Source organism: Terriglobus albidus (assembly GCF_025685425.1).
Taxonomy (GTDB): Bacteria; Acidobacteriota; Terriglobia; order Terriglobales; family Acidobacteriaceae; genus Terriglobus; species Terriglobus albidus.
The window spans coordinates 1-22,831 of record NZ_JAGTAS010000021.1; the positions used below are offsets into that span (position 1 = coordinate 1).

General features: G+C 59.0%; 18 protein-coding genes and 1 riboswitch. Of the genes, 10 read left to right on the forward strand and 8 right to left on the reverse strand.

Features of this window, described 5'->3' with window-relative positions; translation table 11 throughout:
- The first annotated feature begins 465 nt into the window (after positions 1–465).
- From OHL21_RS01510 to OHL21_RS01545, 8 genes are all read left to right on the forward strand, one after another.
- Positions 466–804 (forward strand): PadR family transcriptional regulator, encoded by a 339-nt coding sequence (locus tag OHL21_RS01510; RefSeq protein WP_263415483.1) that lies wholly within the window; start codon positions 466–468, stop codon positions 802–804.
- A 33-nt stretch (positions 805–837) separates the two neighbouring features.
- On the forward strand, positions 838–3,690 hold the full coding sequence (locus tag OHL21_RS01515) for an ABC transporter permease (RefSeq protein WP_263415484.1): 2,853 nt from the start codon (positions 838–840) through the stop codon (positions 3,688–3,690).
- Between the two features lie 541 nt (positions 3,691–4,231).
- Positions 4,232–5,116: an STAS domain-containing protein gene (locus tag OHL21_RS01520; RefSeq protein WP_263415485.1), complete on the forward strand. Its 885-nt coding sequence runs from the start codon at positions 4,232–4,234 to the stop codon at positions 5,114–5,116.
- The gene (locus OHL21_RS01525; RefSeq protein WP_263415486.1) at positions 5,116–5,508 is read left to right on the forward strand and encodes an STAS domain-containing protein; all 393 of its coding nucleotides are present in this window, start codon (positions 5,116–5,118) and stop codon (positions 5,506–5,508) included. The genes OHL21_RS01520 and OHL21_RS01525 overlap by 1 nt, the downstream gene beginning before the upstream one ends.
- Positions 5,480–5,893: an anti-sigma regulatory factor gene (locus OHL21_RS01530; protein WP_263415487.1), complete on the forward strand. Its 414-nt coding sequence runs from the start codon at positions 5,480–5,482 to the stop codon at positions 5,891–5,893. Before OHL21_RS01525 ends, OHL21_RS01530 begins: the two co-directional genes overlap by 29 nt.
- 3 nt (positions 5,894–5,896) lie before the next feature.
- A complete protein-coding gene (locus OHL21_RS01535; RefSeq protein ID WP_263415488.1) occupies positions 5,897–6,910 on the forward strand; it encodes an ATP-binding SpoIIE family protein phosphatase in 1,014 nt (337 codons plus the stop codon).
- 5 nt (positions 6,911–6,915) lie between these two features.
- Positions 6,916–8,037 carry a GGDEF domain-containing protein gene (locus OHL21_RS01540; protein ID WP_263415489.1) on the forward strand — a complete coding sequence of 374 codons (1,122 nt, stop codon included), beginning with the start codon at positions 6,916–6,918 and terminating at the stop codon, positions 8,035–8,037.
- 96 nt (positions 8,038–8,133) lie between these two features.
- The gene (locus OHL21_RS01545) at positions 8,134–9,414 is read left to right on the forward strand and encodes an NRAMP family divalent metal transporter (protein WP_263415490.1); all 1,281 of its coding nucleotides are present in this window, start codon (positions 8,134–8,136) and stop codon (positions 9,412–9,414) included.
- Between the two features lie 116 nt (positions 9,415–9,530).
- Here OHL21_RS01545 and OHL21_RS01550 read toward each other — a convergent pair whose 3' ends face one another.
- The 8 genes from OHL21_RS01550 to OHL21_RS01585 form a co-directional block, all read right to left on the reverse strand.
- Complete coding sequence (locus OHL21_RS01550; protein ID WP_263415491.1) at positions 9,531–11,795, reverse strand: xanthine dehydrogenase family protein molybdopterin-binding subunit; 2,265 nt, start codon at positions 11,793–11,795, stop codon at positions 9,531–9,533.
- Positions 11,796–11,806: 11 nt separating this feature from the next.
- The gene (locus OHL21_RS01555; RefSeq protein ID WP_263415492.1) at positions 11,807–12,811 is read right to left on the reverse strand and encodes an FAD binding domain-containing protein; all 1,005 of its coding nucleotides are present in this window, start codon (positions 12,809–12,811) and stop codon (positions 11,807–11,809) included.
- Positions 12,812–12,824: 13 nt separating this feature from the next.
- Positions 12,825–13,481, reverse strand: a complete 657-nt coding sequence (locus tag OHL21_RS01560) for a (2Fe-2S)-binding protein (RefSeq protein WP_263415493.1) — start codon at positions 13,479–13,481, stop codon at positions 12,825–12,827.
- Between the two features lie 272 nt (positions 13,482–13,753).
- Positions 13,754–16,477 (reverse strand): ABC transporter permease, encoded by a 2,724-nt coding sequence (locus OHL21_RS01565; RefSeq protein ID WP_263415494.1) that lies wholly within the window; start codon positions 16,475–16,477, stop codon positions 13,754–13,756.
- Between the two features lie 29 nt (positions 16,478–16,506).
- Positions 16,507–16,836 carry a PadR family transcriptional regulator gene (locus tag OHL21_RS01570; RefSeq protein WP_263415495.1) on the reverse strand — a complete coding sequence of 110 codons (330 nt, stop codon included), beginning with the start codon at positions 16,834–16,836 and terminating at the stop codon, positions 16,507–16,509.
- A gap of 584 nt (positions 16,837–17,420) precedes the next feature.
- Positions 17,421–18,482: a threonine aldolase family protein gene (locus OHL21_RS01575; protein ID WP_263415496.1), complete on the reverse strand. Its 1,062-nt coding sequence runs from the start codon at positions 18,480–18,482 to the stop codon at positions 17,421–17,423.
- A gap of 48 nt (positions 18,483–18,530) precedes the next feature.
- A riboswitch (SAM-I-IV-variant riboswitch) is annotated at positions 18,531–18,634 on the reverse strand.
- Between the two features lie 48 nt (positions 18,635–18,682).
- Positions 18,683–19,444, reverse strand: coding sequence for a TIGR03435 family protein (locus OHL21_RS01580; RefSeq protein WP_263415497.1), 762 nt, complete (start codon positions 19,442–19,444; stop codon positions 18,683–18,685).
- Between the two features lie 95 nt (positions 19,445–19,539).
- A complete protein-coding gene (locus OHL21_RS01585; RefSeq protein WP_263415498.1) occupies positions 19,540–20,421 on the reverse strand; it encodes a LysR family transcriptional regulator in 882 nt (293 codons plus the stop codon).
- 110 nt (positions 20,422–20,531) lie between these two features.
- On the opposite strand from OHL21_RS01585, the gene OHL21_RS01590 reads away from it, so the two are divergent.
- Positions 20,532–21,944, forward strand: a complete 1,413-nt coding sequence (locus tag OHL21_RS01590) for a dihydrolipoyl dehydrogenase family protein (protein WP_263415499.1) — start codon at positions 20,532–20,534, stop codon at positions 21,942–21,944.
- 34 nt (positions 21,945–21,978) lie between these two features.
- Positions 21,979–22,824 (forward strand): MIP/aquaporin family protein, encoded by an 846-nt coding sequence (locus OHL21_RS01595; RefSeq protein WP_263415500.1) that lies wholly within the window; start codon positions 21,979–21,981, stop codon positions 22,822–22,824.
- The last annotated feature ends 7 nt before the right edge of the window (positions 22,825–22,831 follow it).

Below are 22,831 nucleotides of genomic sequence, written 5' to 3' on the forward strand. Positions count from 1 at the left end.
TCAGGCCAAGACTTGCACTCCACTCCATCATCCAGCAATGGAATCAAATCGCTCACGCCCTTAGCGAACCAGCCCGAAAGCGAACACTTCAGCTTCGATTGCTAGGTTAGTTAGCGCTTATGGGGCAACGCCCCAGGTAACCTGCGTAATAGAGATAAAGGGCTGAAGGCCCGCTCTATATTTCTGGCGATATCGGTGCGATACATTTCTCTTTTATGGATGTCTGCCGAAGTGCGTCGATCACGCCGGCTCATCGACACCCAATGCCTTGAAGGTGCACGGGTTCTCGTCTCTGCAGAAATATAGATCGGGCCTTCAGCCCTCAGCCTCTCGTTGGCCGAAAACCTGGGGCGTTGCCCCAAGCTGGTATAGAACGCGCCTTCAGCGCTTTATTCTCTCCTCCTCTTGACGAACTAGAGGAAAGGTGTATCTTTATCCTCTAGACGAACTAGAGGAGAGAGCTTCATGTCCGTACTGAAACCGGAGCCAGATGAGCTTGTCCAGGGAACACTCGAGATGCTGATTCTGAAGACACTCGCGCTTGAGCCCATGCATGGCTACGGTGTTGGGTTACGCATTGAGCAGATGAGTGACGGTGTTTTCCGTGTGAATGCAGGCTCTCTGCTGCCTGCTCTGAGCCGTATGGAACGTAGCGGCTATGTGAAGACCCAGTGGCGCCATACGGAGAACAACCGGCGCGCGAAGTTCTACGAGATCACGGCGAAGGGCCGGAAGGCGCTGCAGCAGGAGAAAGAGCAGTGGGGACGCAGGATCTCCGCCATTGCACGCATTCTTGAGGCGTAGTGGGTGAACGTAATTCCATTCAAAGGACTCTCTATGAGTTGGCTGACGAATCTCGGGATGGGAATCAGGGCTCTGTTGCAACGGAGTCGCGTGGAACGCGAGCTGGACGATGAGTTGCAGGCTTATGTCGAGGCCGCGATCCAGGACAAACTGCGCAAGGGAATGAGTGTGGATACGGCACGACGTGCGGCGATGGCGGAGCTGGGCAGCAGCAACGCCGTGAAGCACAAGGTCTGGTCGTCGCGGTGGGAGTCATCTCTCGACAATCTCTTTCAGGATCTGCGTCTCGGTCTGCGCTCCTTGATGCGGAGGCCGGGGTTTACTGCTGTAGCTGTTGTGTCACTTGCTCTCGGCATTGGAGCCAACAGCGCGATCTTTACGCTGATCGATCAGGTTCTTCTCAAGAAGCTGCCGGTAAAGGATCCGCAGCAATTGGTCGCATTCGGCAACTCGATATACGGCGGAGTCGCGGGAGGCATCGATCTTGGGGCCTTCGGAGGCTTCTTCCCGTGGGATTTCTCTCGGCATTTGGAGATGAATCCCGGGCCATTCCAGGGAATTGCGGCCTATGGAAGTTTTTCGAACAAGACGAGTGTTCGTCTTTCAGGTACAGCGAATTCTGGTGCTCCTGCCACCCTTGCCCAGGCGACGCTCGTATCCGGCAACTACTTTCAGGTGCTTGGCGCGCAGCCGCTGCTTGGACGGGCGATTCTTCCCGTGGACGATGCCGTTCCAGGCAGCGGCGCAGTTGTGGTTGTCAGTCATCATTTCTGGCAAAGCGTACTATCATCCGACCCCGCCGCTATTGGCAGGACGCTCACCCTGAATGGCACGCCGTTTGAAGTCGTTGGCGTGATGCCTAAGGCCTTTCACGGATTCCGGCAGGAGCTGGAACCAACCGACCTATGGACCCCGATCAGCATGCAGGTGGTGGTGGTGCAGCATCCATCGATGCTGGCGCCGCAGTCAGGTCTGTACTTCCTACACCTCTTCGGGCGATTGAACGAACGAGCAGCGGCAAGTAAAGCCGGAGTTCTCGAAAGCCAGAACTGGCTGAATCAGCAGGTCCGCCTCGGTATTCTCGCCAGGGAGGGAGGCGTCATTACTCCGGAGCGCCGCAAGGAAATCGAGCAGACCAATGTGCCCCTGGTGCCGTCGGCGACTGGAGTCTCGCCGGTTCGAAGCCGGTATGGCGACTCTCTTAAGATCCTGATGGCCGTGGTCGTCGTTGTGCTTCTGATTGCGTGTGCGAATCTGGCTAACTTTCTGCTCGCGCGCGGAGCTGCGCGGCAGCGTGAGGTTGCAACCCGGCTGGCCCTGGGATCCAGCAGGGCACGCATCGTCAGGCAGAGTCTCCTGGAGGCGATGCTGTTGTCCATGATCGGTGGCGCCATGGGACTTGGCCTGTCGTTCGCGGCAACGCGCGCGCTGATCGCGTTTGTAAGCCAGGGGAGCGGAACAACTGCCATGTGCGCGACGCCAAATATGGCTGTGCTTGGGTTCACCTTCGGCATCTCAATGGCTACGGCACTGTTATTTGGGCTCGCGCCTTCCATCGTTGCGGCGCGCCTTGGGGAGACGGGTTCCCTCAACACGGCGGTACGGACCGTTCAAGGCAGCGGGGGGAGAGCTTCACGATTCTGGCCCAAGATGCTGATTACCGCGCAGGTGATGTTGTCGCTGATTCTCCTTGTGGGGGCCGGGCTGCTGGTCCGTACGTTGCGCAATCTGCAGCAACAGGATTATGGGTTTGAGCGAACGCATCTATTGCTCGCAACCATCGACCCAAAGGTTGCCGGATATCAACCTCATCAGGTACCAGCGCTGCATCAACGTCTTCTCGAGCGGCTCTCCGCAATCCCCGGTGTTCGTTCCGCTGCGTTATCGGCGACACCGCCGATCAGTGAAGATACGTGGAGCTCGAATATCTCGCCGGCGGGCTACACGCCTGCTCCCAAGGAGAATATGGTTTCGGTGCTGAACCGAGTTTCAGGCAGATACTTCGAGACCGCCGGAATTGCGACCATCGCTGGAAGGCCGATTACACCGGAGGATACCGCCGGCGGCCTTAAGGTTGCGGTGATCAGCGAATCGATTGCAAAACGCTACTTTCCGAAGGGCGAGGCGATTGGCCGCACGCTGACCTTGGGGATTGATAGCGTCCGCGGCCCATGGCAGATCGTCGGCATCGTGCGTGATACGAAGTCAGGAAATCCGCGAGAGACCGAACCGGTACGCATGACCTACATCCCGTTGGCGCAGATCGATCCGTATGCGCCTGTCCTATCTGGCGGAACAACAGCTACAGACGCGAGCACTCCCGCTCGGGAGGAGAACCAGGACCGCTACGCCTATACCATCCTGCTTCGAACGACCGCCGATCCGGCAAAGACAATTGCCGATCTCAGAGGCGCGGTTGCATCCATCGATTCCAAACTGCCGCTGGTGAGAGTTACAACGATGGAAGAGCAGGTATCGAGCCTGATGGCGAACGATCAGTTGATCTCAATGCTTACGGGCGCTTTTTCCATTCTTGCGTTGCTGCTGGCTGCGATTGGCCTGTATGGCGTGATGAGTTATCACGTTGTTCAACGCACGACAGAGATTGGCGTTCGCATTGCGCTCGGTGCACAGCTTAAGGCGGTGTTGTGGATGATCCTGCGAGAATCGCTCAGCTTACTGGCGGTAGGCGTGTGTCTCGGATTGCCGCTCACGTTGCTGGCGACCAGAAGCATCCGCAGCCAACTCTTTGGTCTGAGTGCGCTCGACCCACTCACGTTCGCGATCTCGATTGCGGTCGTTACCGGAATGACCGTGTTTGCAACCTGGTTTCCGGCGAGGCGGGCAGCCAGAATCGATCCCTTGACGGCTCTTCGATATGAATAGGGAAGATACCGCCGGGTAACGCGCGTAGTAGAGATAAGCCGAATTGAATAAATGATTGAATAAATTCCTTGCCCCATTCTTGTCTAAGACAAAGTGTGGGGTCTCCAGCGAACTGCGTTCGCTCCATCGCGCTATGCGCGACTGCGTTGATCATGCGTTTCCCTGGGACCCGGGCTTCAGCGCTTCATTCGCGGTTTGATGCAAGGTTGCGGTTGTGGCATGCTTGCTGCGGCCGCTGAAGCGAAAACTCTGGCTGCTGTGCGGGGTTGAACGTGGAGTGCGGAGTTGCGAAGGCTTTTTGTATACCGGTGTATGACACGCAGGTGAATCACTCGTCTTATGCTGGTGTATGGTAGCGGCGGCAGACGAATGGATGCCTTCGAGGTGCTGGTATATCAAACAGATAGCTATGCATTTTCCCCGAAAAATAAGGTAACCTGAAAATCCTTCCGATGAAATGAGTTGTACCAGCGGAACCTTTCATCCACCGCAGCACATAGGCAGAGCAAACATAGACTCCCCTTATTTCGATAGGAACGACATGGTCAAACTTTTGAAGATGATGCGCGAAAATCAGGAGCGACTCCTGACGGACTGGTTAAACGGACTCAAGGCGATCGCACAGCGGCGTGATCTGATAAGCGATGTGGAGGTCAGGGAGCAGGCGAGAAAGATTTTGACCCTGATTTCAAATCCCCCTCCGGACACTGTGCTGGAAGATTTCTCCTCCGAAGGCTGGCAGACGGTGCGAGATCAGTTGATGGCGATCTCCATCTCGCGCGTAGCCCATGGCTCCTCACCTTCTGAGACGGCGCAGTTCCTGTTTTCGCTGAAGCCGCCGATGTTCAAGCTCATCCGTGAGCAACTGACCACGACGCCGGACGAGCTTTTTCGCGAGATTGATGTCACCAATAATTTTATTGACGCCATGGCACTCCATATTGCGGAGAGCTACATCGAGAGCCGGGACAAGGTGATCGCGCGCCAGCAGGAGGAGATGCTTGAGCTATCGACGCCGGTTGTGACGTTATGGGACGGCATTTTGGCCTTGCCTGTTATCGGTACGCTGGACAGTACGCGGGCACAGATGGTGATGGAGTCGCTTTTGCAGGCAATTGTGCAGACAAATTCGCGTTTTGCCATTCTCGACATCACCGGCGTGCCGACCGTGGATACGCTGGTGGCGCAGCATCTGCTGAAGACGATTACGGCCGCCCGGCTGATGGGCGCTGAGTGTATTCTGAGCGGCATCCGTCCGCAGATTGCGCAGACGATCGTGCACCTGGGCATCAACCTGAACGATATAGTTACGCGTTCCAAGCTGGCGGATGCCTTCCGTCTGGCGCTGGACCGTAGCGGACGCACGGTGACGCAAAAGCCCGGCAACCACACGCCGGTTACCGCTCCCGCCGCAGGGGTGTCGTAATGGAACGCATTCCGATTCTTCGTATCGGCACTCTGCTGCTGGTGACGATCCAGGTCGACCTTTATGACGACCTGGCGCTGCGGTTGCAGGACGACCTTTCGAATCGCATTGCGGAACTGGAGGCGACGGGGGTGTTAATCGATATCTCTGGGCTGGAGATTGTCGATTCCTTCATCGGGCGAACGCTTGCTAATATTGCTGCAATTGCGCGCGTTCTGGATGCGGAGACGGTTGTCGTCGGCATGCAGCCTGCGGTCGCAATTACGCTTGTGGAGCTGGGGATGTCATTGCCTGGCATTCGCACAGCCTTGAACGTCGACCTGGGAATGGAGTATCTGCGGCAGGCGGCGACGGGTGAGAACGGTGTCGGAACAGATCATTACGCGGAGTGAGGTCCTGCCGATCAGGACTCAGATCGATCTGGTTCACGTGCGGCAGCGGGTGCGAACCTGGCTGTCGGAAGAGCGTTTTACTCTGATCGATCAGACCAAGATCGTGACGGCCGCCAGCGAGCTGGCGCGGAATGCACTGGAGCATGGCGGGGGCGGTGAGATGGAGATGTCGCTGCTCGCCGTCGGTGCGCGGAAGGGGATACGGCTTAAGTTCTCCGACCATGGGCCCGGAATCGCGGATATCTCCAAGGCCATGAAGGATGGTTACACCACGGCAGGGGGGATGGGGCTCGGCCTGAGCGGCAGCAGGCGGTTGATGAGCGAGTTCGAGATCCAGTCGTCCCCTGAGTCTGGGACGGTCGTGACTGTCACCCGATGGAAATAAGCTATGTCCGTGTTACACCGACGGATTCCGATTCTGATCAATGACCAGAGTTGCATCGGGCACGCACGGCGACAGGCGGCGGCGATCGCGGAGTCGCTCGCCTTCAGTGAAACCGCCGCCGGGAATCTGGGAATTATCGTTACCGAAGCTGCCCGTAACATTGCACTGCACGCCGGCAGTGGGGAGATCGTCCTGGCCCCATGGACGATGGACGGGCATGTAGGGGTGGATGTGCTGGCTCTGGACCGAGGCCCTGGAATCGCCGATATCGCGAGGGCCCTGGAAGATGGTTTCTCCACCGCGGGTACTGCCGGAACGGGACTGGGGGCGATGCGGCGGCTAGCGCAGGAGTTCCAGGTCTACTCCATACTTCGAGCGGGAACGGTTGTCTTTGCTCGCGTCTTTGCCAGACAGAATACGAATATAGCTGCGGTCCGCGGCATCAGCCGTGTAGGTGTCGTGAACCTCGCAATGCAGGGAGAGGAGCATTGCGGCGACGCCTGGAAGGTTGTCCACTCGGGCGGGAGAAGCCTTTACATGGTCGCCGACGGCCTGGGACACGGGAAAGACGCTGCCCTGGCTTCGAGCCGTGCGTGCGAGGTGCTGGAGCAGAATCCGAGCCTTTTTCCGGAACAGCTTCTGGATGAGATGCATCGGGCATTGCGAAAGACACGAGGAGCAGCGATCTCGATTGCGACGCTCAATGTCGGTCAGCGCACCCTGCACTACGCCGGTGCTGGCAATATTGCGGGAGTGCTCCATGCCGGCAGGTTGCACCATAATCTGGTCTCGATGAATGGAACGGTCGGACATGTGGTAGGCCGTGTGCGAGAGTTCCTGTATACATGGGAAGGAGAGGCAATTCTCATTCTGTCTTCCGACGGTCTTAGCTCCCGCTGGACCCCAGAGCAATATCCAGGTCTGCTCGGAAAACACCCTGCCCTGATTGCCGCGGTGCTCTATCGCGATCATTGCAGGGGCCGTGATGATGTCACGGTCCTCGTTGTACGTATTTGACCTGCATGGAAAAAAGTCAGCGGCTACCTATTTATGCCATCCACCTGCGCTATGACCGCAACGTAATGCACGCGCGGCAGTATGCCCGCGATGTTGCAGCACTGCTGGGGTTCAGCTACCAGGAGCAGGTGCGGTTGGCGACTGCAACCTCCGAGCTGTCGCGAAACGCCTTTCGCTATGCCGGGGGAGGGACGGTCACGTTTCTGCTGACCCGGCGGCAGCCACAGATCCTGATGGTGGTGGTGGAAGACAATGGGCCGGGAATTCCGAACCTGGATGAGATTCTGGATGGCCGCTACCAGTCAATGACCGGCCTGGGCAAGGGGATTACAGGGACGAAAAACCTGATGGACCACTTCCGGATCACCTCATCGCGCTCCGGCACCGTGGCGGAGGCCGGCAAGCTGCTGCCTGGACTACAGCCCCTCTATGACGAGGCCGCAGTGCTGAAGATTGCGGGCGAACTGATCCGTAAAAGTATTGCTGACCCGTTCCAGGAGCTGGAACAGAGAAACCAGGAGCTGTTGCGAGCACTTGCAGAACTCCGTGAGAAGCAGACGCAGTTTGTCGAGTTGAACCGCAAGCTGGAAGAGCTTTCGCTACAGGACCCATTGACCGGTGTCGCCAACCGGCGTTCCTTCGACCGCGGACTCGATCGCGAGTGGAGCGGCGCCATGCGTACGCAGCAACCGCTCGCGCTGTTGATGATCGATGTCGATTTCTTCAAGTTATTGAACGATCGGCACGGCCATCGTTATGGAGATGAAGCCCTGATGCTGCTGGCGGAGGCATTGCAAAAGGGTCTGCCGCGCAGCAGCGATCTGGTTGCCCGCTATGGCGGTGAGGAGTTTGCTGCAGTGTTGCCCTTCACCAGCGCCAGCGAGGCTGCCGAAGTGGCTGCCAGAATGCACGCAGCGGTTGCAGCGCAGAAGATCGCACACGAAACTCTAATCGGACCCTTCGTGACCATCAGCATTGGAGCCGCGGTCTGTGAGCCGCCGTATGACGAATCGATTGCGCGGCTGGGATACGGCGTACTGGTAGAGGCTGCTGACCGGGCACTTTATCTGGCGAAGGAGAGAGGCCGTAACCGGACTGAGTTCGGTGAGGTTGTCGCTCCCGCCTGAGGCGGTGTGCACGAGTCCTTCCAGACGGGCTCCAATGTCTCTCAGTCACAAGATGACGCATCATGAAACAGTAGATCGCCTGCATCTAATGCCAGCGTGACGGAGCAGCAGCAAAGGTCAGATCGTCAGCATACTGTTATCAGATCGCTCGGGCTTGGGCTGATTACAGGGGCGGCTGATGACGACTGTTCCGCCATCGGGACTTATGCCCAGGCAGGAGCGCAACTGGGCTACAAAGCCTTGTGGACTGCACCGGTTACCTTCCCCATGATGGTGGCGGTGGTCTACCTTTCGGGCAAGCTGGGACAGGTCACCGGGCAAGGACTCTTTAATGTTCTGCGAACTCATTACTCGCACCGGTTTGTCTACGTGGTGCTTGCAGGGGTAGTGGCAGGGAACACGATTGAAGCCGGGGCTGATATCGGCGGCATGGCTGCAGCGATGGGAATCCTTCTGCATTGGCCTCAGTGGGTTCTGGTTCTTTGTATTACTGCGGCAACGCTCGTTCTTCAGATATGGGGTTCTTATCGGGTCATCCGCAATATCTTCCGCGTGATCGCCCTATCGTTGACCGCCTACATCTTCTCGGCATTTCTGGCTCACCCGCAGGTTGGCGAAGCGGTGCGCGGGACTCTGGTGCCATCGCTTCGCTTCAACAAAGAGACGCTTTCCATTCTCGTCGCCATTGTTGGGACATCGCTCTCTGCCTATCTGTACACCTGGCAGTCGAACCAGGAGGTCGAAGAAAAAGAAGAAGCCGGAAAGCACACCGTTCGCGAGCGCCGGGGCGCATCAGAGGGTGAACTTCGAAGCGGCCTATGGGACGTTGTGTTTGGAATGCTGTTTTCGAATGTCGTTATGTACTTCATCATTCTGGCGACGGCCGCGACACTGTATGCCTCAGGGAAGCACGACATCACAACGGCGGCGGAGGCGGCGCAGTCCCTGACGCCATTGGCGGGACGTGCCGCTGGTCTGTTGTTTACGCTTGGAATTATCGGTGTCGGATTTCTGGCTATCCCGGTGATGACGACCGGAGCCGCGTACGACATCTGCCAGTCGCTTGGCTGGAAGAATGGCCTCGCCTATCCGCCTTCCAAAGCAAAGGGATTCTATGGTGTCATTACGGCGCTGACCCTGGTGGCCATGTCTTTGAACTTCCTCGGGATCAATCCAATGCGGGCGCTGGTCATCTCGGGCATTGTGCAGGGCTTCTCAACGCCTCCCCTGATGATGTTGATCATGATCATGACCAACAAGCCTTCCATCATGGGAGAGCAGGTGAATGGGCGAGTGGCGAATATCTTTGGGTGGGCAACGACACTTGCAATCTTCTCTGCCAGCGCGGGACTCGTTGTCACCTGGTTTCTGCAATAGAGATTTCTCCGCTCCGCTACGAAATGACAAAACGAAAGATTCGCCCTTTTGCGCGAATCCAAAAAGCGTGTCCTTCGCGTTGTCAACAACCAGCAAAGCTGGCTGCGACCGTTCGCTCAGGATGTTTTGTTGCCCGGTGCGACAAGCAGATCCTCGATGCGAACAGGCAGATTTCTGACGCGAATGCCCGTGGCGTGGTGGACGGCGTTGGTGATGGCGGCAGCGATACCGGCGAGACCGATCTCACCGACGCCACGGGCGCCGAGCGGGTTGAGGTTGAAGTCTGGGTAATCGAGGAAGGTTACGTCGATGTTGGGGCAGTCGGCGTTAACGGCGACGATGTAGTCCGCAAGGCTGGCGTTGATGGGGCCGCCGGAGCGGTGATCGTACTCCGTGGCCTCCAGCATGGCCATGCCCACGCCCATCACCACGGCGCCTTCGATCTGGTTGCGTGCGGCACGCGGATTGATCATGCGTCCGGCATCGATGACCGTGACGACACGGCTGACATGCAGGCGAGCGATTTCCGGCTGCCAGGTGACCTCGGCGAACTGCGCGCCGAAGCTATGGAAGGAGAACTTCTGGTTGGGGTCACCGAAAAGGCCTGTGGATTTTCCTGTACCGCTGACGGATCGGACATTGGCCGTTTTGAGAATCTCGGCGAAGGGAACTCCGCCTGAGCTTTGGCCCTTGATGCGGACCACTCCGTCAACGAACTCAAGCTCATCAACGCTCTTGTCTTTGAAGGGGCAGCCATCCGTTTTGGTAGAGAGCGAGAGCAATTGCTTGCGCGCCTGCTGCGCGGCCTGCAAAGCGGCCGGCACAACGGAAGCGGTTGCCCAGGATCCACCGCTGATGGGTCCGGGCGGAAGCCCGGAGTCGCCGATCACGACATCGATCCGTTGCAGGGGCAGCCCGGTTTCGTGAGCAACCATCTGTGCAACGGCGGTGTAGGTGCCGGTGCCGATGTCCTGCGTACCGCAGGCGACGCGTGCGGCGCCATCCTGGCGAAGTTCGACGTTCACTTCAGCGTCGGTGCGGGTAGCGATCCAGGTGCATGCCGCAACGCCCCAACCCAGGGTTCTGCCTTCCGCATCTTTCATGGAGCCAACAGCCGGGTTGCGTTTCGCCCAGCCGAATTTCTCCGCGCCGACGGTGAGGCACTCCTTCAGGTGACGCGAGGAGAAGGGCTGGCCGGTGCTCTCGTCCTTCTCCGGCTCATTAAGAAGGCGAAGCTGTACGGGATCGATGTTGAGCTTGGTGGCGAGCTCGTCCATGGCGGACTCAAGCGCATAGAGGCCGGGCACCGCGCCGGGACCGCGCATGGAAGTAGGCGTACCGACGTTACGGCGGACCAGGCCGGAGGTGGCAAGGACATTCGGGCAGGAATACATGAAGCCCGTGGATTCGGCGCAGCCCTCGTCGTAGTCGTCCAGCATGGAGGTGTGGTTGACGTAGTCGTGCTGGATCGCGAGCAGCTTGCCTGACTTGTCCGCGGCGAGCTGGACGCGCTGGTCGATGGCGGGTCGATGGCCGACGCTCTGGAACATCATCGAGCGGCCGACGACAAGCTTGACCGGGCGATTGAGGTTGCGGGCACTTGCTGCGGCAAGCAGGGCATGCGGCCACGGCCACAGCTTTCCGCCGAAACCGGAGCCGAGGAAGCGAGTGATCACCTGCACATTTTCCGGAGGAACGCCAAGCATGGCGGCCATAACATCGCGATGATTCACGACCGCCTGCGAGGTCTCGTAAAGGGTGAACTTGCCATCCTTGTAGACCGCTACCGATGCGTGCAGCTCGATCGGGTTATGCGTCTCGGTTGGAGTGGAGTAGACGGCATCATGCTTATAAGCCGCGCCGGCCAGAGCCGCGGCGGTGTCGCCGCGCTTGGTCACTTCCTTTAGTTTGCCCGCGATCGTCGGAGTGTCGAGAAGCTTATCGCTGGTATCGTGCGGTGTCTTGTTATAAGTGACCTTTACCGCCTCCGCTGCGGCGCGCGCCTGTTCCACCGTGTGTGCGATGGCGACGGCGACGTACTGACCGTAGTAACGGACGATCTCATCTTCGAGCGGAGGGCGCCGCTCGTCCAGAATCATGCTGAACCCTGCCGACGGTGGTGTGCGATAGAGAGGGCCAATGTTCTTGTGGGTGTAGATGGCCAGAACGCCGGGCATCTTTTCCGCGGAAGATGAGTCGATGCCGCTGATGGTTCCGCTGGCGATTGTTGCAGTGACCGGCCACGCGTAAACCAGACCGGGGAAGTGATGGTCAGAGGAGTACATGGCCGTGCCGGTGGTCTTCAGCGGTCCATCGATGCGCGGCGTGGGTACACCGACGATCTTGCTCTCAGTAATGGGTTGCGGCGTCTGCTGTTCCATCGGGTTCCTCCTTATGCCTGGCGGGTAACTTCGGCGAGTGCGTGGGTGAGGCAGCGTTTTGCAAGCTCTACCTTGAACCCGTTCTGCGACTGTGGGCGAGCCCCGTGCAATGCAGCTTCAGCCGCCGTGCGGAAGTTGGCCGGTGTTGCCACTTTGCCCTGTAGTGCTTTCTCCGCTTCATGGCTACGCCACGGTACGGTACCGACACCGCCCATGGCGACACGGACGAAGTCGATGCGGCCGCCGCTCTGTTTGATCACGACGGCAGCGGAGGCGAGGGCGAACTCGTAGGAGGTGCGATCACGAAGCTTGAGATAGTAGCTCTTCGCGCCCGAGGGCAAAGCTGGAATGGTGATGTGAGTGACGAGGTCGCCGGGCTCGAGAACCGTCTCTCGTTCAGGAGTATTGCCGGGCAGCAGATAGAACTGCGCGATGGGAATGGTGTGCTCGCCCTTTGCTCCGGTGACGTGGATGGTGGCGTCCAGCGCGGCCAGGGCGACGTTCTGATCAGAGGGGTTGGAGGCGATGCATTTATCGCTGGTTCCGAGGATCGCCATTATGCGGTTATGACCGCCAATGGCAGAGCAACCGGTGCCGGGTTGGCGTTTGTTACAGCCGTAGGCGGTGTCGCGATAGTAGACGCAGCGTGTCTTCTGCAGCAGGTTGCCGGCGGTAGTGGCCATGTTGCGAAGCTGGGTGGAGGCTCCGCTGAGAATGGCGAGGGAGAGCACCGGGAACTGGGTCTTTACTGTGTCGTGATAGGCAACGTCAGTGTTGCGGGCGAGCGCGCCGATCTTCAGGCCGCCGTTCGCGGCGGGCTCGATGGCGGTGAGATTGAGTCCGTTGATGTCGACGAGCTTCGCCGGGGTCTCGACATTCAGCTTCATGTAGTCGATGAGGTTAGTGCCGCCGGCGATGTAACGGACAGACGCGCCCTGTTGCGCGGTGGGGGAAGAGGACTGAGCTTTGACCGCGTCCTGAATGCTATCGACAGAGATGAGATCGAAGGGATGCATGCCTGGTTCCTCCTTATGCGTGGCGCCGGACGGACTGTACGGCCGCGACGATGTTGGGGTAAGCGCCGCAGCGGCAGATGTTGCCGCTGAGTGCCTCCTTCACGTCGGTGTCGGCATCGCCCCAGGGTTCGTGCAACATGGCCACGGCGGACATGATCTGTCCGCTGGTGCAGTAGCCGCATTGATAGCCATCGTGCTCGACGAAAGCAGCCTGCATGGGGTGCATCTTCTCCGGTGTGCCCAAGCCCTCGATCGTAGTGATCTCAGCTTTCTGGTGCATGGCGGCAAGCAGAAGACAGCTATTCGCGCGGCGGCCGTCGACGTGGACCGTGCATGCACCACACTGGCCGTGGTCGCAGCCCTTCTTGGTGCCAGTCAGATGCAGTGTCTCGCGCAGGGTGTCGAGCACGGTGGCGCGGGGATCGATTCGGAGTTGATGGGTTTCTCCGTTCACCTTGAGGGTGATGGGAATGGTTCCTGGAATCTCGGGCATGGCGGCTGGGTCGCCCGACGGCTGAGGCCGCTCGGGTTCCGCAGATGCAACCACGGGAGCGACGGTTGCCGCAGCAGTGGCAACGCCCATGGCGCCCGCGCGCGAGAGGAAAGAACGCCGGCTGAGTTTTTCAAGTGAGGTAAGGGGTTTGGATGCGTCATCGGTGTGCTCTGCCATCGTGTGCCTCCTTGGGTGTAATCGTACGGATGGATTCCGCGAACGTATGCTGGACGCCGAGGGAACAGCAGCGACGGCGAGAGCCTCTGCGACGGAAGCCCTTCCTGAACACCGACGACGTACGCGGAGGAACTTTGAGCTGCACCCAGATAGATGCCGTTAAAGTCTCCCAGGGATCGAGGCTATGCCAGAAAAAGCGAAGAGTGTTATCCCGATTCTGCCGTTTCTTTGCCTATTTCTCCGAGGCAGAGCCGTGACCAAGAGCAGTGCTCCTACTCGTAACGCAGAGCCTCCATGGGACTGATGCGGGCTGCGCGGCGGGCGGGTAACCAGGCCGCGGGCAGGGCGATGGCAAGCAGGGCAACAATGGCCAGCAACAGGCTTAGCGGTTCGGTCGGCTTCAGGCCGTAGAGCAGGCTCTGCACAAGCTGATTCGTGGCGAGTGTGAGTGCACCTCCCAAGGCGATGCCGGAGACAACGAGCAGGACGATCTCGCGCATGATCATCCAGCCGACGCTGGAGCGCGCGGCGCCCAGAGCCATGCGGATACCGATCTCGTTGGTGCGGCGGCTGACGAGATAGCTCATCAGGCCGTAGATACCGATGGCGGAGAGAAAGACGGCCAGAAGAGCGAAGAAGGTTGAGAGCTGGGCAACAAGGGTCTGGTTGGTGATGCTGCGTTCGATCACGCGGTCGAGCGTGGTGACGCGATTGATGGGAATGTTGCGGTTGATGGAGTGAATCGTGTTCTGGACATCTTTGGAGACGGCGCCGAACTCACCGGTGTAACGCACGGCGAGTGTGCCGTAGCCCCACGGGTGTTGAGGATTGGGGATGTAATCGATGTATTGATGGTGCTCCTGCAAATTGCCGAATTTCACATCTTTTACTACGCCGATCACTTCGTGATCGTTTCTGGGGCCGGGATCTTTCCCGATGTAGATGTGACGGCCGATGGGATTGACGCCCGGGGGGAAGAGATCGCGGACCATGCTCTCACTCAGGATGATGACCTTGTGCGAGGTCGCGGTGTCCTGCGGGCCGAAGCTGCGGCCTGCGAGCACCCGGATCTGCATGGTATTGAAGTAACCGTTGCTGATTACATTGTGCTTGATGTTGACCGCGTCGTTGTAAGCGGTTCCCGGGATATTGATTGAGGTGTTCCAACTGCCCTGATGAAACGTGAAGGAGGCAAAGCCGGCGCCGTGTACTCCGGGCAAAGCGGCGACGCGCTCCTCAATCTCAGAGAACATCGCGACCATCCGCGGGTCTTCGCCCTTGAGGCCGAGGACCGAGGAATCCATGTTGATCAGCATCACACCGTTGCGGGGGAAGCCGGTATCGACGTGTGTGAGATTGACGAGGCTGCGAAGAAAGAGCACAGAGGCGATGGCAAGCACGAAAGAGATAGCGACCTGCGTGACGATGAGGACCTTACCAAGGACGTTGCGCGTGGCAACGTTGGCGTTGCTGCGACCATCTTTGAGCGCTCCGGTCACTTCGGCATGCGACGCGCGCAGTGCAGGCACGATGCCGAAGAGCACTGCTGTACCGACGGTGACGGCCAGCGAGAAGCCAAGCAAGGGCAGATTGAGCGAGACATCGATGGGGATAAGGTCCGCGTCAGGACCGCCGGAGATCATACGCAGCAACATGCGGTCGGCCACCACGGCAAAGGCGATGCTGAGCAGGCCGCCTGCAAGTGCGAGGATGAGGCTTTCGGTAAGGAGCTGACGAACCAGGCGCAGACGCTGCGCTCCGAGAGCCTGACGTACCGCGAACTCGCGGGCACGTGCGGTGGAACGCGCGAGAAGAAGATTGGCGATATTGGCGCATGCGATCAGCAGCACCAGCGCGGTGACGCCCATCAGGAGCTTCAACGGGTCGGAGAACTGGTGACGAAGCCCGGAGATACCAGTGGCGATCGGTGTGATCGCAACATGGGCCTGCTGTAGGTGTGACAGATTGTAGTCATTGAGTCTGGCGTCTGGAAAGCCGCGAGTGATCTGCTGATAGAGGACGTTGATCTCGGCTTCAGCCCGCGCGTGTGTGACTCCGGGTTTTAAACGGCCGAAGATGAGGTTTGATTGATAGAAGTTGTCTTTGTAGCCGTTGTAATGAGCGGGCAACGACTTCATCATTGCCATCGGTATCCACATATCGGGCGCATGGCCGACGGTGATGCCGAAGAAGCCGGGAGGAGCGACGCCGATGATGGTGAAGGTTGTATCGGCAAATTTGACGGTGTGGTTGAGGACGTCGGGCGATCCGGCAAGGGCGGTCTGCCAGAAGGCGTAGCTGATGACGGTGACGGGATGTGCGCCTTCGGTGTTGTCGTCGTCGGCGGTGAAGAGCCGGCCAACGACGGGTTCTACACCGAGAGTGGAGAAGAAACTGCCGGAGACAAGGTCGGGAGAGAGGTTCTCCATCTGATCGCGGTGATCGATGGTGCCGTGAGCTTCGCCGTTGAAGCTGAGGACAGTGGCGATCTCACAGAAGACGGTATTCTTGGCGCGGAGCTGGGAGAAGAAGGGATAGGAGTAGAGAGTCGTGGACCCGTACCGGTCGGTAACTCCGTCTTCGTCACCATCTCCCAGAATGAAAAGCTGCGAAGGAGCTTTGACGGGCAGCGAGCGCAGCACGATGGCGTCGAGAAAGCTGAAGATCGCGGTATTGGCGCCGATACCGAGAGCCAGCGAGAGCAGGGCGACGCAGGTCAGACCAGGAGAGCGCAGCAGGGAGCGCAGGCCGTAGAGCGTGTCCTGCACGAAGGATTCGAGCCAACCCCATCCCCAGGCGGCGAAGCTTCGTTCGCGCAGATTAGTGTTGTTTCCAAAGCGCCGGCGGGCTTCGCGATGTGCCTGCTCGGGGGCAAGACCTGTGGCGACCTGCTGCTGCTCACGCAGCTCAAGGTGGAGACGCATCTCCTCTTCGAGGTCGGCGTTAAAGCGGGAGCGATGGAAGAGCATGCTGAGGCGGCGGAGAAGCTGGCGCATGGTGGTCTCCTTGCGAGGAAGAGGCACAATCAGGCCGGTTGCAGCACGGCAGTAATTGCACCGTAGATGCGGTGAAAGTGCGAGAGCTCAGCGGTGAGCTGTTTGCGGCCCGCGGCAGTGAGCCGGTAGTAGCGTGCGCGACGATTGCCGGCGGTCGTACCCCACTCGGCGGAGACCCATCCCTGAACCAGAAGCCGCTGCAGTGCGGGATACAGGGAGCCTTCTTCCACCTGCAGCACATCGCCGGAGGCATGCAGGATCGACTCGGCGATCTCATAGCCATGCAATTCGCCGTGGCGCGAAAGTGTGTTGAGGATCAGGAGGGAAAGAGATCCGGGGGGAATGTCGTTGGGCTTCACGAAATGCTCCTTGTTGCCATAGACAAGCTATGGCAGTAAGGATGAATGACATAGGCTGTCTATGTCAACCCCAGTTCCAGGCAAAACATTCGAGCGAAGCTCCAATCGGTGGGAGCCGTGGGCTTCAGCCGACTCCTTAAGACATTCGGACCTTCGATGCGAAATGGTTGCGCGTATGCGCAACGGATGATTCAGCAATCCACAGAACCTTCCATCGCTGTTAGGTCGTATTTCTTACCAATTTCACGGATGGTATTGCTTAAGGGTACGGCTTCAGCCGTGCCGTAAAAAGCCCCGCAATATGCCGGCTTTAGCCGCTGAGGGCAAATTTTATTGGAACCTGACCTCAGCGGCTGAAGCCGCCGTCTTTATGGCCTCTATATGGGACGGCTGAAGCCGTCCCCTTAAGCAAGGCATTCGCACCTCCGGTGCGAAACGGTTGCGCGTACGCGTGACGGATGATTCAGCAATCTCCAGAACCTCTCCATCGCTGTTAGGTCGTACTTCTTATCAATTTCACGGATGGTTTTGCTCAAGGCACGGCTGAAGCCCGCTTCTCCCACCCATTTCGCAATCGGTGGCGGTTACGTCAGAACTGGTGCGCCCGTCTGCTCTGCGCTTACGCTGCGGAAGTCCTCGACCAGTGACTCGAGGCAATCGAGTGCGGTATCCCAGGCAAACATGAAGCGTGCGCCGCCGCCGATGAAGGTGTAGAACTTCCAGTCACGGGCGCGCAATGCTTCGGCGACAGTCGGAGGCATCTTCACAAAGACCCCGTTCGCCTCGACCGGGAACATAAGTTCGATGTTGGGCAGGCCGGCGATCTTCTCCGCAAATGTTCTGGCGCAGGTGTTGGCGTGGGCTGCGCGGTGCAGCCAGGCTCCGGTTTCGAGCATGCGCACCCAGGGAGCAGCGAGGAAGCGCATCTTGGACGCGAGCTGGCCTGCCTGTTTGCAGCGATAATCGAAATCCTGCGAGAGGGCGCGGTCGAAGAAGATTACGGCTTCACCGACAGCCATGCCGTTTTTGGTTCCACCGAAGCAGAGAACATCGACTCCGGCCTCCCAGGTCATGGCCGCGGGGGTACAGCCGAGCGTCGCACAGGCATTGGCAAAGCGCGCTCCATCCATGTGAAGGCGAAGGCCGAGCTCGCGGCAGGCGGCCGCGATGGCGCGGATCTCTTCGAGGGTATAGACCAGGCCGGTCTCTGTCGGCTGGGTGATGGTGACGACGCGCGGCTTGGGATAATGGATATCGGTACGTCGAGATGCGATCAGGCGGATGGCTTCGGGAGTGAGCTTGCCATTTGACGAAGGGGCGACGAGAAGCTTGGCGCCATTGGAGAAGAATTCAGGAGCACCGCACTCGTCGGTCTCGACGTGCGCCAGCTCTGAACAGATGACGCTGTGATAGCTCTGGCTCAGAGCAGCAAGCGCGAGAGAGTTGGCCGCTGTTCCATTGAAGGCGAAGAAGACATCGCAGTCAGTGTTGAAGAGCGTACGAAAGGCGTCGGCCGCCTGGGCCGTCCATGAGTCCGCACCATAGGCGCTTTCATGTCCGATGTTGGCTTCGGCCATGGCGGCCCATGCCTCAGGACAGATTCCGGCGTAGTTATCACTGGCGAACTGCTGTTTTGGTGCACACATGCGTCTCGAACCCTTTCTTACTGGTCCATCAAGAAATCACGGATGTGCGGCTTTTCCCGAAGTTGCCGGACAGGCCACATCTCCCAGACGGGACGCCACCTTGCTCGGGGCAGGTTGGCGTTGAGCAGTGAGCTCAACTCTTGATGTCGCTTTTGATCATAAATGCTGCGGGGGCTGGGAGCAATTCGATGTACCAGGTTCTAGTTCTCTGACGGCTTCTCAGCGCGATCGATCACTAGCACATCGACCGGGGTCTTCTCCGACGAGAGCTTCAAGCCCAACTGCTCACGAAGTGCGGTGATGAGCGAAGGACCCGCGTTCTCGCCGGCCTCCCATTGCAGCGTGAAGTCGTAGTAGCCATTGAGGCCAGTCTTGTTCAGAACCATGCTGCCGCGAAAGGCTTGTTGTTGTGCGATCCGATAGGCAAGAGCGGGCATGTCGACGCCGGAGCCAGTCATGGTTGCCGTGCCAGTGGTACCGCGCTGATTGGTTCCGCTCATGGATTTCTCTGGTGTGCCGGAGGTCTCGTGCAGCTTTGGGCCGCCCTTGTCAACGACGAGAACATAAGCCTTCATCTCGCGGCTCTCATGATGGACCGTGAGATGGAAGCGGTCAGCGAGAAGGCGTTGCAGCATGAGTGGTAGATCCGCAGGCGCGATGGGTTCCCCGTTCTCCGTCGTCGCCTGCAGATCGAACCGGGCGGTCGAAAGCCAGTTTGGGCCGCCGGTCACTTGGAAATCGAGAACACCATAGGCCTGAAGGATGAGCGTGCGCAGCGAGAGGTTCGTGGCGCTGATGCGTGAACCGGAGAGATTCACGCCGCTATCACGATCAAGGCCGCTGAGGTTCTCACGGACGGAGGTGATCTCAAAGGTCTTCTCAGCATGTTGTGCGAAGCCGGGCATCGCGGCGAAGAACACCGCCGTAGTACCTAAGAACAGACAAAGCTGCTTGATGGACATAGCTTTCTCTCCTGGTGAAGCGCTGCATTGGCCAGAATCAGGAATAACTACGCAGAGGAGGAGGTGTTGGTTCTCTGATTCAGCGATTCTTCGCTTCAGCCGATTAGGCGTTGAAACCAGAGAGCGAACGTTCTTGCCTTCGTGCTTGTCAGCCGTCCCGAGGGATACACGATCCAGAGGTCGATCTGCGGCAGCTCCCACTCAGTGAGAATGGGGACGACTTCGCCCGAGGCGATCTCGGGTTGGAACATCCAACGAGAGGCGACGGTGAAGCCCTGGCCGGCGATGACAGCGGCACGCACCCCCTCGGCAGCAGTGAGCGCGAGACGTCCCTGGATGCGTACGCGATGGCTGGAGGAGTGTCGCGTAAACAGCCACTCCTCGCCGCCGGTGCCATGGTTGTAGATCACGGCTTCATGTCTGCGCAAATCGAACGGACGAGAGGGGATACCTCTGCGGCGCAGGTAATCAGGGCTGGCCAGCACCAGGCGATCACCGCTGGCAATCTTCTTGGCCTTGAGTGCGGAGTCGGCGAGCGCACCCATACGAATGGCTACATCGATATTCTCTGCCAGGAGATCGATCGACCGGTCATCCATCACGACTTCGAGATCGAGTTTGGGATGAGCTCCGAGAAATTCGTGGAGCCTGGGAACAAGGTGCAGCCGGGCGAAGGTCACCGGCGCGTACAGGCGAAGCCTTCCGCTTAGTCCTTTGCCCGCGCTCTGTGCCGCAGCCTCTGCTTCATTGGCTTCAGCGAGAGCGCGAAAGGCACGCTCATAAAAGGCCTTGCCCGCTTCGGTCGGCGTAAGCCGGCGGGTGGATCGCGCCAGAAGGCGGATGCCAAGCCGCGTTTCGAGCGAGGTGATGCTCTTTGAGATTGCGGGTTGGCCAACCTTGAAATCGCGTGCGGCGGCGGAGAACGACCCCGTCTCCACGACGCGCACAAATACTTCCATCTCCCGCAGGCGGCTCATATTTATTCCATTCCGGAATAGATGATATTGCCTGAAGCGGTCTATTCGCGAGAGGAACGGCTCCACTAGATTCATCCGTGGACCCCATTTCCCTAAGGAATCAAAGAGCTATGAGCAGCCCTTCCTCGCAACAGCCTGAAGCGTACGACCTGGTGATCATTGGAAGCGGCGCTGGAACAAAGCTATCCGCGTGGACGTTTGCCGGCCGCGGACAACGCGTTGCCGTGATTGAGCGGAAGTACGTCGGCGGGGCGTGCCCGAACATTGCGTGTCTTCCCAGCAAGAACATCATCCACACCGCACAAGTGGTTGCGTATGCGCGAAGAGGCGAAGAGTTCGGCATTCGCATGCGCGGAATGGAAGTCGACATGCCGGCGGTGCGAGAGCGCAAGCGCAGCATGGTCGCGGGCCTTGTGGAGACACATCTCGACTTATACCGGCAGAGCGGCGCTGAGTTAATCATGGGCAACGCCAGTTTTATCGGGCCAAAGACGGTCGAGGTAACTCTGCAGGACGGACGCAAGCGGGTGCTGGTGGGAAAGAACGTCATCATCGGCACCGGGACGCATGCCGCGGTCGATCGTACTCCAGGGCTTGCGGAAGCACAGCCACTCACCCATGTCGAAGCGCTGGAGCTGGATTATGTGCCGGAGCGGCTGATCATCCTTGGCGGCGGATACGTAGGTCTGGAGTTTGCGCAGGCTATGCGCCGGTTTGGCAGCAAGGTGACGGTGATCGACCGCAACAGCCGGGTGCTCCATCGTGAGGATGAGGATGTGACTGAGGCGATCCACGGTATTCTTCGCGATGAGGGAATCGAGTTTGCTCTCGGGACGCCGATTCAAAAAGTGACGGGAGTCTCGGGACAAACGGTAAAGGTCTTTCTCCATCGGCCGGATGGGGAAGCGGTCGTGGAAGGCACACATCTGCTGGTGGCCACGGGAAGAGTTCCTAATACGCAGGGGCTCGGGCTTGAAGCAACCGGTGTGCAGCTTACAAAGAGCGGCTACATCCAGGTGAATGAACGGCTGGAGACAACGGCTCCCGGCGTATGGGCTGTGGGTGAGATCGCCGGAAGTCCGCAGTTTACTCACGTCAGCGAAGACGATTTCCGGGTAGTGAAAGATAATCTCGATGGCCGCAACCGTGTCACCACGGGAAGGCTGGTTCCATTCTGCCTCTTTACCGACCCCGAGTTCGCACGCGTTGGCTTGAGCGAGACCCAGGCGAAGGCGAGCGGTATACGCTACCGCCTCTTCCGGGCGCCGATGGCAGCGGTACTGCGTGCAAGAGCGCTGATGGAGACACAGGGATTCATGAAGGCTCTGGTCGGGGATGACGATCGCATCCTGGGTTTCTCTGGATTAGGGACAGGCGCAGGAGAGGTGATGTCGGCGGTTCAGATCGCGATGCTGGCAGGTCTACCCTATACCGCGCTTCGTGATGCGATGCTGGCGCACCCCACCCTTGTCGAGGGAGTGCACATGCTCTTCGAGTCAGAGCCCACTACTCAAACGCGCTGATCATGCGTTGTTCCCCGTAATGGATCCGCAACGGTTGCCACGTTTTCGGGTTACGGCGTTGCCGCCTGGCGCATCGATCGCGGAGGCGTGGAGGACTCACTGGCGGGAATATCTGATGGAGGCAGCGCAGACCGGGGCACTGCTGTTCTGCATTGGGTTGCTTGCAGCGCTGCTCTATAGCGGAGCGGCATTCCAGCTGCCACAGGCTATACGGCCGTTTGCGATGGGTGCAGGCGTCTCGGCCGCGACCGTTCTGCTGATCCGTTCCCGCTTTGGCCGGCGAACAGGTGCGCATCTCAATCCGGCGGTGACCCTGGCGTACTACTATCTGGGCCGGGTACATCGCTGGGATGCCGTCTTCTATGTGACATTCCAGTTCCTTGGTGCAGTGTCAGGGATGTGGCTCGCGCGCGGTGTGCTGGGCGGTCGGCTTGCGCGCCCTCCTGTCTGTTATGCGGTGACAACGCCGGGAAGTGGAGGCGAGGTCCTTGCCTTTCTTGCGGAGTGGAGCTTATCGGCACTGCTGATGGGTATCGTTCTCTTTACAGCGAACCATAAGACTTTGATTCGGTACGCTCCATTCGCTGTGGGGGTATTGACGATCTTTTACTACGGGTTCTGCGCATCGCTCTCAGGGTTCAGCGTGAACCCGGCACGATCGTTTGCGTCTGCCCTGTTCGCCTGGATATGGAATGGACTATGGATCTACTTTGTCGCTCCGGTGGGTGGTGCGGTAAGTGCCGCGGCGTTGTATGCCGGATGGACAGGAAGGGACCATATCTACTGCGCCAAGGTCTTTCATGACACCCGGTCGACGTGTCCGTTCCGCTGTAATTTTCTGGAGTTGCTACGGAGTGAAGACAACGGGAGCGGAAGATGACACGGAG

Coding starts and splice junctions, on each gene's coding strand:
- OHL21_RS01510 (WP_263415483.1), top strand. CDS start 466: ATGTCCGTACTGAAACCGGAGCCAGATGAGCTTGTCCAGGGAACACTC.
- OHL21_RS01515 (WP_263415484.1), top strand. CDS start 838: ATGAGTTGGCTGACGAATCTCGGGATGGGAATCAGGGCTCTGTTGCAA.
- OHL21_RS01520 (WP_263415485.1), top strand. CDS start 4,232: ATGGTCAAACTTTTGAAGATGATGCGCGAAAATCAGGAGCGACTCCTG.
- OHL21_RS01525 (WP_263415486.1), top strand. CDS start 5,116: ATGGAACGCATTCCGATTCTTCGTATCGGCACTCTGCTGCTGGTGACG.
- OHL21_RS01535 (WP_263415488.1), top strand. CDS start 5,897: ATGTCCGTGTTACACCGACGGATTCCGATTCTGATCAATGACCAGAGT.
- OHL21_RS01540 (WP_263415489.1), top strand. CDS start 6,916: ATGGAAAAAAGTCAGCGGCTACCTATTTATGCCATCCACCTGCGCTAT.
- OHL21_RS01550 (WP_263415491.1), bottom strand. CDS start 11,795: ATGGAACAGCAGACGCCGCAACCCATTACTGAGAGCAAGATCGTCGGT.
- OHL21_RS01555 (WP_263415492.1), bottom strand. CDS start 12,811: ATGCATCCCTTCGATCTCATCTCTGTCGATAGCATTCAGGACGCGGTC.
- OHL21_RS01560 (WP_263415493.1), bottom strand. CDS start 13,481: ATGGCAGAGCACACCGATGACGCATCCAAACCCCTTACCTCACTTGAA.
- OHL21_RS01565 (WP_263415494.1), bottom strand. CDS start 16,477: ATGCGCCAGCTTCTCCGCCGCCTCAGCATGCTCTTCCATCGCTCCCGC.
- OHL21_RS01575 (WP_263415496.1), bottom strand. CDS start 18,482: ATGTGTGCACCAAAACAGCAGTTCGCCAGTGATAACTACGCCGGAATC.
- OHL21_RS01580 (WP_263415497.1), bottom strand. CDS start 19,444: ATGTCCATCAAGCAGCTTTGTCTGTTCTTAGGTACTACGGCGGTGTTC.
- OHL21_RS01585 (WP_263415498.1), bottom strand. CDS start 20,421: ATGAGCCGCCTGCGGGAGATGGAAGTATTTGTGCGCGTCGTGGAGACG.
- OHL21_RS01590 (WP_263415499.1), top strand. CDS start 20,532: ATGAGCAGCCCTTCCTCGCAACAGCCTGAAGCGTACGACCTGGTGATC.